We start from the raw sequence: 14907 nt of genomic DNA on the forward strand, positions 1-14907 counted from the left end.
TTCTGTGGGTTTGATGTGGGTTGACTGTGGGTTTTGTGGGTTAACTGTGGGAGATCCCCCAACCGTGCTCTTGGTGATTGGGGGCTCTCCGGACGCTCCCTCACGTTCCGCAGGTTCCGGGGCGACGCACCCTGAGATGTTGTCCGGCCGGCGCCGGGAGCTGCGGGGGGCCTGGATGGCAGGGCCCGTGATGCCGTGGCCGCCTGGCCCGGGCCACCCGCGCGGCGCCTGGTGCCTGGCGATGCGCGGATTTCCTGTCGCTGCCGGGATTCCGGTAGCGGCAGGGGATCTGCGCGTCGCGGGGCGGGTTGCGCGTCATCAGCCGCACCGGCCCACAAAAAACAGACCCGCTGCCGGCGAAAAACCTGCGCCACCCCGCCGCCGGCAGACGAACCACAAGACAAACCGGCCACCACGCCCTGGGACAGGACATGGCCTTTCCTTGCGGGAGGTGCGGGAGGGTCGGTCGTTTTCCTGCGGGAGGGTCCGGGGTTCCGGTGCGGGGGGTGGTGGTGTGGGGTTTGGGGGTTAAATGCGGGAGAGCCCCGACCGTGTGGTTGGGGCTCTCGACCGTGTTTAATTGTTGTCCGGCGGTGACCTACTCTCCCACACCCTCCCGGGTGCAGTACCATCGGCGCTGTGGGTCTTAGCTTCCGGGTTCGGAATGGGACCGGGCGTTTCCCCCACGCTATGACCGCCGTAACCCTTGCTCCGCACCCCTGGACGGGGGTGGGAAATCTGGTGTTACAACAGGGACGCTGCGGATGCAGCTGTGGTGTTGTTATTCAGTTGTCGGTTCCCTGCAACGTGCCGTCCGGGACGGGTTTGTTGTCTGGGAACCACATAGTGGACGCAAGCAGTCTTGTTTCTTTGTACCCTCCCCTGGGTGTAAACCCCTTTTGAATGGGTTTACGGGGAGAGTGTGTGGTGTAAGTTATCGGCCTATTAGTACCGGTCAGCTTCAACAGTCTTTAGTCCTGTCTTCCACGTCCGGCCTATCAACCCAGTGGTCTGGCTGGGGGCCTCTCACACACAAGGTGTATGGAAATCTCATCTCGAAGCGGGCTTCCCGCTTAGATGCTTTCAGCGGTTATCCCATCCGAACGTAGCTAATCAGCGGTGCACTTGGCAGTACAACTGACACACCAGAGGTTCGTCCGTCCCGGTCCTCTCGTACTAAGGACAGCCCTTCTCAAATTTCCTGCGCGCGCAGCGGATAGGGACCGAACTGTCTCACGACGTTCTAAACCCAGCTCGCGTACCGCTTTAATGGGCGAACAGCCCAACCCTTGGGACCTACTCCAGCCCCAGGATGCGACGAGCCGACATCGAGGTGCCAAACCATGCCGTCGATATGGACTCTTGGGCAAGATCAGCCTGTTATCCCCGAGGTACCTTTTATCCGTTGAGCGACGGCCATTCCACAATGTACCGCCGGATCACTAGTCCCGACTTTCGTCCCTGCTCGAGATGTCTCTCTCACAGTCAAGCTCCCTTGTGCACTTACACTCGACACCTGATTGCCAACCAGGCTGAGGGAACCTTTGGGCGCCTCCGTTACTTTTTAGGAGGCAACCGCCCCAGTTAAACTACCCATCAGGCACTGTCCCTGACCCGGATTACGGGCCGAAGTTAGATGTCCAAAGTGACCAGAGTGGTATTTCAACGATGACTCCACCATGACTGGCGTCACGGCTTCAACGTCTCCCACCTATCCTACACAAGCCACTCCGAACACCAATACCAAACTATAGTAAAGGTCTCGGGGTCTTTCCGTCCTGCTGCGCGTAACGAGCATCTTTACGTACTGCAATTTCGCCGAGTTTATGGTTGAGACAGCGGGGAAGTCGTTACTCCATTCGTGCAGGTCGGAACTTACCCGACAAGGAATTTCGCTACCTTAGGATGGTTATAGTTACCACCGCCGTTTACTGGGGCTTGAATTCTCAGCTTCGCCTTGCGGCTAACCGGTCCTCTTAACCTTCCAGCACCGGGCAGGAGTCAGTCCGTATACATCGTCTTGCGACTTCGCACGGACCTGTGTTTTTAGTAAACAGTCGCTTCCCCCTGGTCTCTGCGGCCCCTGCACGCTCCGGACAGCTCGTGTCCATCACGCTGGGGGCCCCCCTTCTCCCGAAGTTACGGGGGCATTTTGCCGAGTTCCTTAACCATAATTCTCTCGATCGCCTTAGTATTCTCTACCTGATCACCTGTGTCGGTTTGGGGTACGGGCGGCTGGAACCTCGCGTCGATGCTTTTCTCGGCAGCATAGGATCACCGGATCCCCCCTCACGGGGGTCCCATCGGGTCTCAGGCATCATGAACGGCGGATTTGCCTACCGTTCGCCCTACATCCTTAGACCGGGGCAACCATCGCCCGGCCCGGCTACCTTCCTGCGTCACACCTGTTAATACGCTTGCCTCCCAGGATCAGGTCCCGCGCTCCACCAAAACCCTTCACCCACAAGGGGTGTCGGGCAGGTCTCGGGCGGTTAGTGTCCCCTGTTCAGCATGGGCGGTTCTTCGCCGGTACGGGAATATCAACCCGTTGTCCATCGACTACGCCTGTCGGCCTCGCCTTAGGTCCCGACTTACCCAGGGCAGATTAGCTTGACCCTGGAACCCTTGATCATTCGGCGGACGGGTTTCTCACCCGTCTTTCGCTACTCATGCCTGCATTCTCACTCGTGTGGGCTCCACCGCTGGTTTACACCGCGACTTCACTGCCCACACGACGCTCCCCTACCACTCCAGACACCTGAACCAACCCCGCAAAGGGGGCGGCTGGGTTATTGCCTGAAATCCACAACTTCGGCGGTGTACTTGAGCCCCGCTACATTGTCGGCGCGGAATCACTTGACCAGTGAGCTATTACGCACTCTTTTAAGGATGGCTGCTTCTAAGCCAACCTCCTGGTTGTCTTCGCAACTCCACATCCTTTCCCACTTAGCACACGCTTAGGGGCCTTAGTTGGTGGTCTGGGCTGTTTCCCTCTCGACTATGAAGCTTATCCCCCACAGTCTCACTGCTGCGCTCTCACTTGCCGGCATTCGGAGTTTGGCTGACGTCAGTAACCTTGTAGGGCCCATTAGCCATCCAGTAGCTCTACCTCCGGCAAGAAACACGCAACGCTGCACCTAAATGCATTTCGGGGAGAACCAGCTATCACGAAGTTTGATTGGCCTTTCACCCCTACCCACAGCTCATCCCCTCCATTTTCAACTGAAGTGGGTTCGGTCCTCCACGACGTCTTACCGTCGCTTCAACCTGGCCATGGGTAGATCACTTCGCTTCGGGTCTAGATCTTCGCCACTGCAACGCCCTGTTCAGACTCGCTTTCGCTACGGCTTCCCCACACGGGTTAACCTCGCGACGTAACACTAACTCGCAGGCTCATTCTTCAAAAGGCACGCCGTCACCAGAATCAGACTGGCTCCGACGGATTGTAAGCACACGGTTTCAGGTACTGTTTCACTCCCCTCCCGGGGTACTTTTCACCTTTCCCTCACGGTACTGGTCCGCTATCGGTCATTAGGGAGTATTTAGGCTTATCAGGTGGTCCTGACAGATTCACACGGGATTTCTCGGGCCCCGTGCTACTTGGGATACTTCCCAGGCGGTATGACAACATTTCGGTTACGGGGCTCCCACCCTCTCTGGCCGGCCTTTCAAGACCGTTCACCTATGCCCACACTTCGCACCTCACCAGTCCGGCAGAACTGGTATGGAAAGTCCCACAACCCCGACCATGCAACGCCCGCCGGCTATCACACATGGAACGGTTTAGCCTGATCCGCGTTCGCTCGCCACTACTGACGGAATCACTATTGTTTTCTCTTCCTGCGGGTACTGAGATGTTTCACTTCCCCGCGTTCCCCCCACACACCCTATGTGTTCAGATGCGGGTCACCAGGCAGCTCGCGCCCCTGGCGGGGTTTCCCCATTCGGACACCCTGGGATCACAGTCCGGTTATCGACTCCCCCAGGCTTATCGCAGATTCCTACGTCCTTCTTCGGCTCCTAATGCCAAGGCATCCACCGTGTGCTCTTAAAAACTTGACCACAAAAGATCAAAAAACTACTTCACGAGAGAACCACGAAAACCAACCACACCCGAAAGTGCAGCCAGATCCAGGTTCATATTCTTGGAAATTGCTTCTTATAAAAGATGCTCGCGTCCACTATGTAGTTCTCAAACAACAACCCCATACCACACACCCCACACACAACCCCGCAAAGGGGCCAACCCGTCAGGGCTGATCATGTGTGATCGGTGCAGCCAGGAAACCAGAAACACAAGTCCCACACCACAACCCCGCCCCCCCGAAAGGAAACGCAGCCGCGCCATGGTCCTGTTGTCTCAGGACCCAACAGTGTGCCAAACACTAAACCGCCCGTACCCTCCCCGCACCGTTCCAGATGACCAGGGACCCCCGAAGGAGAACCCTGAAACACCGTACTGGGTGCCGGGAAAAACCGGCGGCCGCTGTTCGTTGATATTCCACCCGTGAGCACCCGCCGCAGAACTAGCGTCTGCGCAGCGGGCATATACTCCTGGCAAACGTCCGCATCCCGCATACACGGGGCGTGGCTTGCAGGTGCTCCTTAGAAAGGAGGTGATCCAGCCGCACCTTCCGGTACGGCTACCTTGTTACGACTTAGTCCCAATCGCCGGTCCCACCTTCGACAGCTCCCTCCCACAAGGGGTTAGGCCACCGGCTTCGGGTGTTACCAACTTTCGTGACTTGACGGGCGGTGTGTACAAGGCCCGGGAACGTATTCACCGCAGCGTTGCTGATCTGCGATTACTAGCGACTCCGACTTCATGGGGTCGAGTTGCAGACCCCAATCCGAACTGAGACCGGCTTTTTGGGATTAGCTCCACCTCACAGTATCGCAACCCTTTGTACCGGCCATTGTAGCATGCGTGAAGCCCAAGACATAAGGGGCATGATGATTTGACGTCGTCCCCACCTTCCTCCGAGTTGACCCCGGCAGTCTCCCATGAGTCCCCGCCATTACGCGCTGGCAACATGGAACGAGGGTTGCGCTCGTTGCGGGACTTAACCCAACATCTCACGACACGAGCTGACGACAACCATGCACCACCTGTGAACCGGCCGCAAGCGGGGCACCTGTCTCCAGGTGTTTCCGGTCCATGTCAAGCCTTGGTAAGGTTCTTCGCGTTGCATCGAATTAATCCGCATGCTCCGCCGCTTGTGCGGGCCCCCGTCAATTCCTTTGAGTTTTAGCCTTGCGGCCGTACTCCCCAGGCGGGGCACTTAATGCGTTAGCTACGGTACGGAGAACGTGGAATGTCCCCCACACCTAGTGCCCAACGTTTACGGCATGGACTACCAGGGTATCTAATCCTGTTCGCTCCCCATGCTTTCGCTCCTCAGCGTCAGTTAATGCCCAGAGACCTGCCTTCGCCATCGGTGTTCCTCCTGATATCTGCGCATTTCACCGCTACACCAGGAATTCCAGTCTCCCCTACATCACTCTAGTCTGCCCGTACCCACCGCAGATCCGGGGTTGAGCCCCGGACTTTCACGGCAGACGCGACAAACCGCCTACGAGCTCTTTACGCCCAATAATTCCGGATAACGCTTGCGCCCTACGTATTACCGCGGCTGCTGGCACGTAGTTAGCCGGCGCTTCTTCTGCAGGTACCGTCACTTTCGCTTCTTCCCTACTGAAAGAGGTTTACAACCCGAAGGCCGTCATCCCTCACGCGGCGTCGCTGCATCAGGCTTGCGCCCATTGTGCAATATTCCCCACTGCTGCCTCCCGTAGGAGTCTGGGCCGTGTCTCAGTCCCAGTGTGGCCGGTCACCCTCTCAGGCCGGCTACCCGTCGTCGCCTTGGTGAGCCATTACCTCACCAACAAGCTGATAGGCCGCGAGTCCATCCAAAACCACAATAAAGCTTTCCACCCCCCACCATGCGGTGAGAGGTCATATCCGGTATTAGACCCGGTTTCCCAGGCTTATCCCAGAGTTAAGGGCAGGTTACTCACGTGTTACTCACCCGTTCGCCACTAATCACCGGTGCAAGCACCGGATCATCGTTCGACTTGCATGTGTTAAGCACGCCGCCAGCGTTCATCCTGAGCCAGGATCAAACTCTCCGTTGAAGTAAAACAAAAACAGACACAACCACAGGCCCGCGGGAAAACGCGGACCCGGGCTGCACAAAATTTGAAACCGGCTGTAAAAACCAGACCACACCACGGGGTGGCATGACCCGGCAAAACAACCAATCCATCATACAATAAATTGGTATCAACAAACTTGGCACACTATTGAGTTCTCAAACAACAGACACATTCGAATTACTTGCCGAAACAATTCATTTACAATGAATTCCTTTGTTCCGCTTTCCTTCGCTGCGATGTTTACAGCTTATTTCATTCATTTCCACTTTGCAAATCCGGGAAATTCTCCCGGAATTCACCCGGTGGAGTGAATCCGCCCAGCAAAACATGAAGCAAATTCTTGTTTCTGCGCCAGGCGCCCGAAGAACCGCTTCTGTATTTTTGGTGGGGTTGGCCGCCACTCTTCGGTGGCGACTCAGAAAACAATACACGCCCTGAGTCCTCGGCACAAATCCGCTGGCGGAGAGGCCCCCAGGTAACAAAATCCCCGGATTGGCACGGAATACCAGCATAGCCACCCGCGGAAAGGGCCAGGCACAGGCCCGGGCGGGTTTTGTGGACCGCGCCACAGTCTTCAACAGAACAGTCTTCAACAGAACCGCCGTCGTCCGTTGCGGGAGCACCAAAGGGATGGGAGCTGTCGCGGCACGGGCCGGCTTGAGGGACACAAGGCCATCGCCTTCGCACGCGAAGGGGCCGACGTCGGACTATGCCACCGCCAAGGCGGCCATCAGGAATTTCACCAGGCATTGAACGCCCGACTGCGGGTGGCCGGCAACCGTTGCCGGCCACCCGCCGTCGGCGTCCCGCCGGAAGTGCGTCTGCGGAAAGCCGCCCGATCACCGCTCCGGTTGCAGGTCCTTGCTCCAGAGCACGGTGCCGTTGGCGTTGCGCAGGCTGACGGTGAAGACGTCGTCGTCCCCCAGGTCCACGTGGCCGAAGTACTGGCTCTCGCCGCTGCGCGGGGATTCGTTGGCGTAGGCGCCGGCCTTGGAGAACGCCACCTCGGGGCCGAACGTGCCGTCCAGCTGGTTGGGCCCGAAGCTTCCGGCGTTGATGGGGCCGGCCACGAACTCCCAGAAGGGGTCGAAGTCCTGGAAGGCGGCGCGTTCCGGCGAGTAGTGGTGGGCCGCGCAGTAGTGCACGTCGGCCGTCAGCCAGACCACGTTCTTCACCCGGTTGCGCTTGAACGCGGAGAGTACACCGGCGAGCTCGAGCTCCTTGCCCAAGGGGGCGCCGGCGTCGCGGTTTGACAGGGATTCCTGGTTCACCGGGCCGTCCGGCACGATCACTCCGAGCGGGAGGTCGTTGGCGATGACCTTCCACGTGGCCTTGGACTTGCTGACTTCCTTGATCAGCCAGTCGGCCTGCTCCTGGCCGAGGATGTGCGTGAGGTTCGTTTCCTTGCCGTCCGTGTTCGGGTCCTTGAAGGTGCGCATGTCCAGGCAGAAGATGTCCAGCTGCGGGCCGCGGGAGATCTTGCGGTAGATGCGGGCCGGCTCGAAGCCGGTGCTGCCGTCGCCGGACCTGCCGCCCAGCCCCGAGATCGGCTGGTATTCCTGCCACGCCTGGCGGCCGCGGGCGGCGAGCACGTCCACCCGGCGTTCGGTGTAGCGGTCGTCGGTGATGATCTGCCCGGGGTACCAGTTGTTGTGGGTTTCGTGGTCGTCCCACTGGGCGATCACCGGCACCTCGGCGTACAGGGCGCGGATGTTCTTGTCCATCATGTTGTAGCGGTGCCGGCCGCGGAACTCGTTGAGCGTCTCCGCGACCTTGGACACCTCCTCGGTGACGAGGTTCCGCCAGATGTTCCCGTCCGGCTCGGTGGCCTGCGCGGCGATGGGCCCGTCGGCGTAGATGGTGTCGCCGGAGTGGATGAAGAAGTCCGGGCGGGTGGCGTGCATGGCTGCGTAGCCGCGCATGCCGCCGATCTCCTCGTTGATGCCCCAGCCCTGGCCGGCGGTGTCGCCGGTCCAGACGAAGCTCTGGCCCCGGGAGGCGCGGCCACGATTGCCGCCGCTGTTGTCGCCGCTGCGGTTCCCGTCCCCGTTTCCTCCACGGGTGTCCGGTGCCGTGCTGAAGGAGCCCTGTGCGGTTTCGCCGGCGTTGCCGTCGGCGTCCTCGAAGTGCATGGTGAGCGCGAACCGGGTGCCGGCAGGGAGCTCGCGGGCGTTGATCCTGGCGGTGAAGTCGGTCGCTTCGCTGGCGGCGGTCCCCCGGAGCACCCGCTGGAAGGCGCCGCGTCCACGGAGCGGGGACCCGCCGTCGTCGACCGCCAGCAGGCTGGCCACCAGACGGCCCGGGCCCGACGCGCGGGACCACAGGACGCCCGAATCGGTAGTCACATCGCCGGTGGCGATGCCGGACGGGAGCGTCAGGCGGTTGCGGACCAGCGCGACGCCGGACGGCCGGGCGGCGGTAGAGGCGTGGGCCGTTCCGGGAACGGCGACGGCGGCACCGGCGGCGGCGATGGCGCCTTTGAGGACATTTCGGCGGGTGAAGGGAGTCATGGCCCCATCCTTGACCGGCCGCGTGAACCGCCGGCGACGCCGATGTGAACACTGCCCTGATCCAGCCTGTCGGGATCCCGGAGACTCCAAATCAGACGGTCAGACGTTCAGCGCGGGGTCACGTCGTCCACGAACGCCACCTGGGCCACATATTGCTGATAGAGCTTCAGTGCCTCGTCGGTGTCGATGTGGCCAAAGCTCAAGGTGTCCCGCAGCCCTTCCAGCTGGGCGTTGGCCGTCTCGGCCGCGCTGACCCGGTCCGCCAGTGAATGGGAGTTGGCGAAATTGGTGGCGAGCGCCGCGGCCACGGACAGCAGCACGGCAAAGAGGCAAAGGACACGCCAGACTATGGAGTCGTCACCCAGCGAGAAGACCCTGCTGAGTGCTTCGGTGAAGCCGGTGCCTCCGAACGCCGGGCCGGCGGTGAGCATGGCGGCCAGGGCGCTGCCCACGACGCTGACGTTGGAGAGTTTGTTCCGGCGTGGGCGCTCCCGTCCCAGATACGAGCGGACGGCTTGTTGCTTCTGTTCGATGCGGGCGGAAAGCAATTGACGCGTGTCCGATGTTTCATCCATGAGCTGCTACCAGCCTCCCTCGCCGATGGTGCCAGCCTCAGAATCCCACCGCCCCGCTTTCGTGTCCAGACTCGACGGCGGCCGGCGCGCCTACCGGAACCACAACGCCGTAGGGATGCGGTTGGGCGAACCTGCGTACGGTTCGCTGGGCAGGTTCCCGGCCGTCCAGGATGCGTTCGAGCGCTCCTCGGGGATATGGCCGTGGCCGTCCTTGAGCACTGCGCGGAACGTGGCACCGCCGGAGACAAGCACGATTCCAGCCAGCAGGACTAGAAACAGTTCCATTGTGATTCACCTCAGGTGTTGAGCGGATTGGATGACTCCAGTCTGTTCAGCGGCCGTGTGAGCAAGCGTGTGAATCCGCCACGACGCCGCCAGTCCCCCGGCGTACCATGGCTCGTATGGCCGACACCTGGATTCGGCTCCTCGGTCCACCCAGGATCGAGACCCCTGAGGCAACTCTCCCGCAGCCCCGGGGCCGCAAGGCCTGGGCGGTGCTGGCCTACCTTGCGCTGCAGACGGGTGGCACCAGCCGGTCCCGGACTGCCGCGCTGCTCTTCCCCGATGCCGAGGATCCATTGGGTGCCCTGCGCTGGAACCTGTCCGAGCTGCGGCGGACCCTCGGCGGGGCGGCGATCGCCGGTGACCCCCTGCAGCTGGCCTTGCAGCCCGGCTGGCACTGCGACGCCGCCGCACTTCGTGACTCGACCGACGGCGTCGCACCCCGGATGCTCGACGGCCAGCTACTGGAGGGGCTCGCCTTCGGCGATTGTCCGGTTTTCGATTCGTGGCTGGCGGACCAGCGGTACCGCCTCGAGAACTGTGTCCAGTCCCTGCTCTATGAGGCGGCCCTGGCCGCCCTTGCCTCCGGCGCGGCCGGCGAGGCGGTCGAGCTGGCGTCGCAGGCGCTGCGCCGGGATGCCTTCAACGCGGACTGCAACGCCGTCCTCGTGAAGGCGCTCGTCGCGCTCGGAGAGCACCGGCGGGCGCGGGAGCAGGTCGCCAAATGCGCAGACCTCTATCACCGCGAGCTCGGCCTGCCCCTGCCCGCGGAGGTCCGGCGTGCCCTGTCGGATTCGCAACCGGCTGCGGACTCAGGTGTGCCGGCGAGCGCGGCGGCGGTCCGGTCCTACCTCGACGCCGGCGCCGCCTCGCTCTCGGCGGGTTCGGTCGACCGGGGACTGGATCAGCTGCGCGCCGCCGTCGGACTGGCCCAGCGCACCGCCGACCGTCACCTGCTCGCCGAATCCCTCGTGACGCTGGCCGGGGCCCTGATCCATCAGGCGGGCGGACGCGGCGCCGAGGTCGCCGATTTCCTGCACCGTGCGCTGTCGGCGGAAGCGCCCGACGTCGTCTCCCGGACTGCCGCTGCTGCCTACCGCGAGCTGGGCTACCTGTCCGTGCAGCGGGGCGTCCCGGACCGTGCGGCCGGCTGGCTTGACCGGGCGATGCTCGCCGCGGCGGGAATCCCCGACGAGCAGTCCAGGATCCTGGCGATCAAGGGCATGCTGGCGTCGGACACCGCGCACTACGGCGACGCCGTGGCGGCCTTCACCGAGTCCGGAACGCTGGCCGAAGCAGCCGGGAACCGCCGCCAGCAGGCCTTCAGCGGCGCCTTGCTCGGCCGCGTGCACCTCCTCCGCGGGGAACTGGAGCAGGCGGGCGCAGCTTTGGACCGGGCCCTGGGCTTGATCGCGGCTGAACACTGGACGGCGTTCGAGCCCTTTGTTGCCGGGCTGCGGGGGGAAACGTACCTGGCCGCCGGCCGGCTGGAGGAGGCCTCGGCCTTCATCGACCGCTCCTGGGTCATGGCCGACATTGCCGGCGACCACTGCTACATGGCCCTCGCGGCTGGCGCCGAAGCGCGGCTGTTCCTGGCCCATGGCGATCTCGCTGCCGCCGAACACTGGATCGAGCGGGGTCTCGAGCCCTCCCCGTGGTACCTCTGGTACTCGGCCCGGCTGCTGGATACTGCGGCGGAAGTCGCCATCGCGACGCGGTCGCCCCGTGCTTCAGAGTTCGTGGAGCGCCTGGGCAAGCTGGCCAGCCGCAGCGGGATGCGGGAGTTCGTGGTCCGGGCGCAGTCGCACCGCGCGGTCCTGGGCGACGCGGCCGCCGCCGAAGTCGTGCCCTGGCTGGCCAAAGAGATCGACAACCCGGCGTTGACCGCGTTCCTGGTGCAGCGCCACGGTGGTTGAGCGCGCAGTGTCCCTGTCCGCGGACTCTGTCCCGCCGTCGGCCGCAGGACTACGATTCAGCTGCACGGAAGGGATTGCCACCGTGCTGGTTACTGCGTGGAAGGACAGCTGTCATGGAATGCATTACGTGGTTCGCGCCGATTCTGCCCGGGAAAGTCGATGAGTGGAAAGCGTTCGACCAGGAGATGAGCGGCCCGCGCAGGGAGGAGCACGAACGCTCCCGGAAGCGCATGGGCGTGGTCCGGGAGGTCGCAAGTCTCATGCAGACCCCGCAGGGGGATTTCGTCTGCCCGTTCCACGAGGCGGAGGACCTTGCCAAGGCCTTCCAGACCCTCGCCGCTTCGGAGGATCCCTTCGACGTCTGGTTCCGCGAAAACCTCGTCAGCCTGCACGGGCTGACGGTAGAGATGCTGCAGGGCCCTCCCCCGGCCAAGGTCTTCTTCGACTACCGCGGAGACGCCGCCTGATCGGTGGTTGAGCCTGATCGGTGGTTGAGCCTGTCGAAACCCCGACGACCCCGACGGCGGCCGCTCAGGTCAGGGCTTACGCTCCGCCGAGCAGCCCCTGTACCTGCAGCAGGAACTTCCGCCCGCCGTCGGTCAGGGCAGACGCCTCGCTGAATTTGCGTTCCGGAACCGTCAGCTGCAGGCATTCGAGCGTCCAGCGCACATCGAGGTACAGGTCCTGCGCGACGTCCGGGGGCGTCGCGGACCCGTCCTGCATGCGGAACCCTGCCACGGTCAGGACGTCGGCGATGATCCGTTTTCGCCGGTCCCAGGACGGTGTGGAGCCGTCCAGCATCCAGGTGACCACAAGCCCGGTCACCACCGCCGTCGCCTTCTCCGGCGGGAACGCCACGGCGTCGGCGAGGTAGTCCCACAGTTTCCGGCCGCCGTCGTGCGTCTTGCGGCCCGCGGGTGAAAGGACCAGCCGGCCCTTGCTCTTGCGCAGCAGTTTCCATCCCTGCAGCTGCTGCCGGAGCAGCAGCACGGGACGGGTCTGGCTTTCGCGGTTCGCCGTCCCCGGCCAGCGGTATCCCCAGCCGAGGTCGCGCATCGCCTGGACCACCACGGCCGGCTTGAGGTAGCCGTCCTGGGTCAGCTGCAGCCCGTCCGGGCCTGCGTGGGTCAGCAGCCACTGGACGGGACGGACGACGGCGTCGACCTCCCCGTCCGTGGGCGGTTCCGGCCACAGCCGCTGGGCGAGCCCGTCCAGCCGCCGGTTGAGCGCCGGCAGGTCCAACGCGTGCGGATCAAAGGTGCCGGCGTCCTGCCCGGTGGCGAACGTGTACCAGCCGGAGACGTCCTGGTGTTCGGCGTGCCCGGGATCGGCCAGGACCTCAACCACGCGCGCGTAGCCGTAGGGTCCGCCCGAGTCCTCCACCGGGCCGCGGTTGGCACCGTCGACGCAGCGCAGGGTACCCGCGGGAAGCTCGGCGGACCCCATGACCTCGAATGTGTGCGTCCAGGAATCGCCGAAGTCGTACTCGTATTCCAGCTTTGCCGGGCCGGTGTGCTGGGCGTCCAGCAGTTCAAAGAGCACGACGCCGGAGGCCCGCTCGGCGTCTGTGTCCTCTGCCGCCTCGTCAGGTCCGACAATCATGCGGGGCTGGCCGTGGCGGTCAACGCCCCGGATCCCGTAGAGGTGGCGGTTTTCCCAGCCGAACGCCGCCTGCAGGACCCGGTGCAGTTCCGGGATAGTGATGGTCTCCGGGACGTGCAGCCGCCGCAAGATCTCGGGCTCGGTGTCCTGGATGCGGACGAGCAGGTCGTAGGCGGGGACGGTTTCCATGCTAGCTATCTTGCCAGAGGTGCGGGCAACGGCCCCCAACTGGGTCGCAGTTGTTGTCGTTTTGGGGGCTCAGAACGACAACAACTGCGGGCTAGTTTCTTCTCCCGAAACGCGCGTGCGGTCAGGACGCAGTGGGCACCGGGCGGTGTTTGCTGCTGCGTATGAGCAATCCCGACCCGGATATCAGGATCCGTCACGCCGGGGCCGCGTGGGCCGGGCCTCCCGCGCGGCGCCTGGTGCCTGGCGCATCGTGGAGCGGATTGCGCATCATCAGCCACACCAGGCCCCGAAGGAATACCCTACGTCGGCGAGGGAAAGCACCGCCGATTGCGAGCTGCACCGGCAGGTGCTGCTTCAGATTTTCGTGAGCCCGTCGAACGGCACCTGTGCGGCGAAGCCGGCCGCACGAAACCATTCTTTGGCCCAGGCCTGGACCGCAGGCATCCTGAGTTGCTCAAGAACCCGTTCCGGAGGTCCTTCGAAGACGGAGTGCGCATCCTTCAGGCCGTCCCTGCTGCCACTGCCTGCGAGGAGCCGAAACAGGGCCGGCTGATCCAAGAAGGGAAGCTTTTCTCCGTTCCCATCCGTCAGCACGCCCCAGCGCGACGTGAACAGCGAAAAGGCCTCCGGACATTCGCCGTTGTCCACGACGAGCGGACAGGCGTCTCCGTCAAGCTGAATCCGCCGGTAGTTGGGCTCCGTTTCGTCCAGCGCCATCAATTGGCGCCAGTCCAGCCACGAAACCCAGACCGTGGTGCGCTCCCCCATCCGGAAATACGGGGCGGCCGCGATGTAACCGGCCTTGCTGACGTGCGCGGAGTGGCCAACGCCAATGTTGTGCAGCTTGCCCCGGATCAGCGGCAAGATCCTGCTGACAGGCTGCCTGTACTTTGCGAACTTGCTCCTCAGCACGTCGGGGCTGGAATTCGAGCCGATTGAGACCACGAGAACTCGGGAGTCCAGCGGGGCCGCGCCGGCTTCATCGAGGGCCTTGTCCAGGCAGCAGGAGGTCAATGAGTCTTCTGCACGATCCCGCAAGCGTGACCGCGCTAACGGTCGGCCGGCTGCCAGCTGCAACGGCAGGAAATCATTGCCATTGATGACACCCGAGGTCGGCGGTGGATCCCACGGATATTGCAGGGGATCAAGTTGGCCGGCATCGCTCGTTCCGAGTATTTCCATGGGTCCGGCACTGTTGTTTCTGGCAACTCCCGATCAGGATGACGCGAGGCGCGCCGCGGGAATCGTCGGCTCGAATAGTTCGATCGGATTGCCCGAAGGGTCGTCGATCAGTACCTGCTTGCCGCCCACGCCCGTCACGATGTCATTGCGGAAGTGCACTCCTGCGTCGCGGAGGGGCCGCACGGTTGCCGCGAGGTCGGACACCTCCAGCGTGAACCGGTTCCAGCCGCCCGGCGCTGGACTGGTGCCGTCGGACATGCTCTGGCCTCCTCCGCCCTGGCCGCTCGGAGCGCTGAGCAGCAGCCTCAGATCACCGCGGTCGAGCATGGCAAAGGGCGGGGCGGGATGCATGACGAGCGTGAATGCCAGATGTTCGCGGTAGAAGGTGATAGCGGCATCGACATCATCGACGATGTAGCGCACGCTGACGGTGGCCATAAGGAGACCTCCTTGCTCTGCACTCAGGACTACGCCCGACGTCGTGGTCTGTCAACG

At 63.1% G+C, this 14907-nt stretch carries 8 protein-coding genes and 3 rRNA genes; 2 read left to right on the forward strand and 9 right to left on the reverse strand.

The genetic code is table 11. From position 1 onward, the window contains the following. Nucleotides 1–585: 585 nt before the first annotated feature. The 6 genes from rrf to ACQCSZ_RS14335 form a co-directional block, all read right to left on the reverse strand. Nucleotides 586–702 (reverse strand): 5S ribosomal RNA (gene rrf, locus ACQCSZ_RS14310). 222 nt (nt 703–924) lie between these two features. Further along, a 23S ribosomal RNA gene (locus ACQCSZ_RS14315) occupies nt 925–4062 on the reverse strand. Between the two features lie 547 nt (nt 4063–4609). Then, nucleotides 4610–6135, reverse strand: a 16S ribosomal RNA gene (locus ACQCSZ_RS14320). The 16S, 23S and 5S rRNA genes sit together here, the layout of an rRNA operon. Nucleotides 6136–6995: 860 nt before the next feature. Further along, on the reverse strand, nt 6996–8666 hold the full coding sequence (locus ACQCSZ_RS14325; protein WP_427004418.1) for an alkaline phosphatase D family protein: 1671 nt from the start codon (nt 8664–8666) through the stop codon (nt 6996–6998). Between the two features lie 107 nt (nt 8667–8773). Beyond that, nucleotides 8774–9241 (reverse strand): hypothetical protein, encoded by a 468-nt coding sequence (locus ACQCSZ_RS14330; protein WP_427004419.1) that lies wholly within the window; start codon nt 9239–9241, stop codon nt 8774–8776. Nucleotides 9242–9331: 90 nt separating this feature from the next. Then, nucleotides 9332–9526 (reverse strand): hypothetical protein, encoded by a 195-nt coding sequence (locus ACQCSZ_RS14335; protein ID WP_427004420.1) that lies wholly within the window; start codon nt 9524–9526, stop codon nt 9332–9334. Between the two features lie 116 nt (nt 9527–9642). On the opposite strand from ACQCSZ_RS14335, the gene ACQCSZ_RS14340 reads away from it, so the two are divergent. Further along, on the forward strand, nt 9643–11439 hold the full coding sequence (locus tag ACQCSZ_RS14340; RefSeq protein WP_427004421.1) for an SARP family transcriptional regulator: 1797 nt from the start codon (nt 9643–9645) through the stop codon (nt 11437–11439). 113 nt (nt 11440–11552) lie between these two features. Further along, on the forward strand, nt 11553–11906 hold the full coding sequence (locus ACQCSZ_RS14345) for a DUF6176 family protein (protein ID WP_427004422.1): 354 nt from the start codon (nt 11553–11555) through the stop codon (nt 11904–11906). 76 nt (nt 11907–11982) lie between these two features. Here ACQCSZ_RS14345 and ACQCSZ_RS14350 read toward each other — a convergent pair whose 3' ends face one another. The 3 genes from ACQCSZ_RS14350 to ACQCSZ_RS14360 form a co-directional block, all read right to left on the reverse strand. Beyond that, nucleotides 11983–13230, reverse strand: coding sequence for a plasmid pRiA4b ORF-3 family protein (locus tag ACQCSZ_RS14350; RefSeq protein ID WP_427004423.1), 1248 nt, complete (start codon nt 13228–13230; stop codon nt 11983–11985). A gap of 354 nt (nt 13231–13584) precedes the next feature. After that, a complete protein-coding gene (locus ACQCSZ_RS14355; RefSeq protein WP_427004424.1) occupies nt 13585–14412 on the reverse strand; it encodes a hypothetical protein in 828 nt (275 codons plus the stop codon). A 33-nt stretch (nt 14413–14445) separates the two neighbouring features. Next, on the reverse strand, nt 14446–14850 hold the full coding sequence (locus tag ACQCSZ_RS14360; protein ID WP_427004425.1) for a VOC family protein: 405 nt from the start codon (nt 14848–14850) through the stop codon (nt 14446–14448). Nucleotides 14851–14907: the final 57 nt, after the last annotated feature.

Origin of the sequence: Pseudarthrobacter sp. H2 (assembly GCF_050157045.1) — a bacterium.
In the GTDB taxonomy this organism is placed as follows: Bacteria; Actinomycetota; Actinomycetes; order Actinomycetales; family Micrococcaceae; genus Arthrobacter.

Excerpts from the sequence above, each read along its gene's own strand:
- ACQCSZ_RS14325 (WP_427004418.1), bottom strand. The coding sequence starts at position 8,666 with ATGACTCCCTTCACCCGCCGAAATGTCCTCAAAGGCGCCATCGCCGCC.
- ACQCSZ_RS14355 (WP_427004424.1), bottom strand. The coding sequence starts at position 14,412 with ATGGAAATACTCGGAACGAGCGATGCCGGCCAACTTGATCCCCTGCAA.
- ACQCSZ_RS14335 (WP_427004420.1), bottom strand. The coding sequence starts at position 9,526 with ATGGAACTGTTTCTAGTCCTGCTGGCTGGAATCGTGCTTGTCTCCGGC.
- ACQCSZ_RS14345 (WP_427004422.1), top strand. The coding sequence starts at position 11,553 with ATGGAATGCATTACGTGGTTCGCGCCGATTCTGCCCGGGAAAGTCGAT.
- ACQCSZ_RS14350 (WP_427004423.1), bottom strand. The coding sequence starts at position 13,230 with ATGGAAACCGTCCCCGCCTACGACCTGCTCGTCCGCATCCAGGACACC.
- ACQCSZ_RS14360 (WP_427004425.1), bottom strand. The coding sequence starts at position 14,850 with ATGGCCACCGTCAGCGTGCGCTACATCGTCGATGATGTCGATGCCGCT.
- ACQCSZ_RS14340 (WP_427004421.1), top strand. The coding sequence starts at position 9,643 with ATGGCCGACACCTGGATTCGGCTCCTCGGTCCACCCAGGATCGAGACC.
- ACQCSZ_RS14330 (WP_427004419.1), bottom strand. The coding sequence starts at position 9,241 with ATGGATGAAACATCGGACACGCGTCAATTGCTTTCCGCCCGCATCGAA.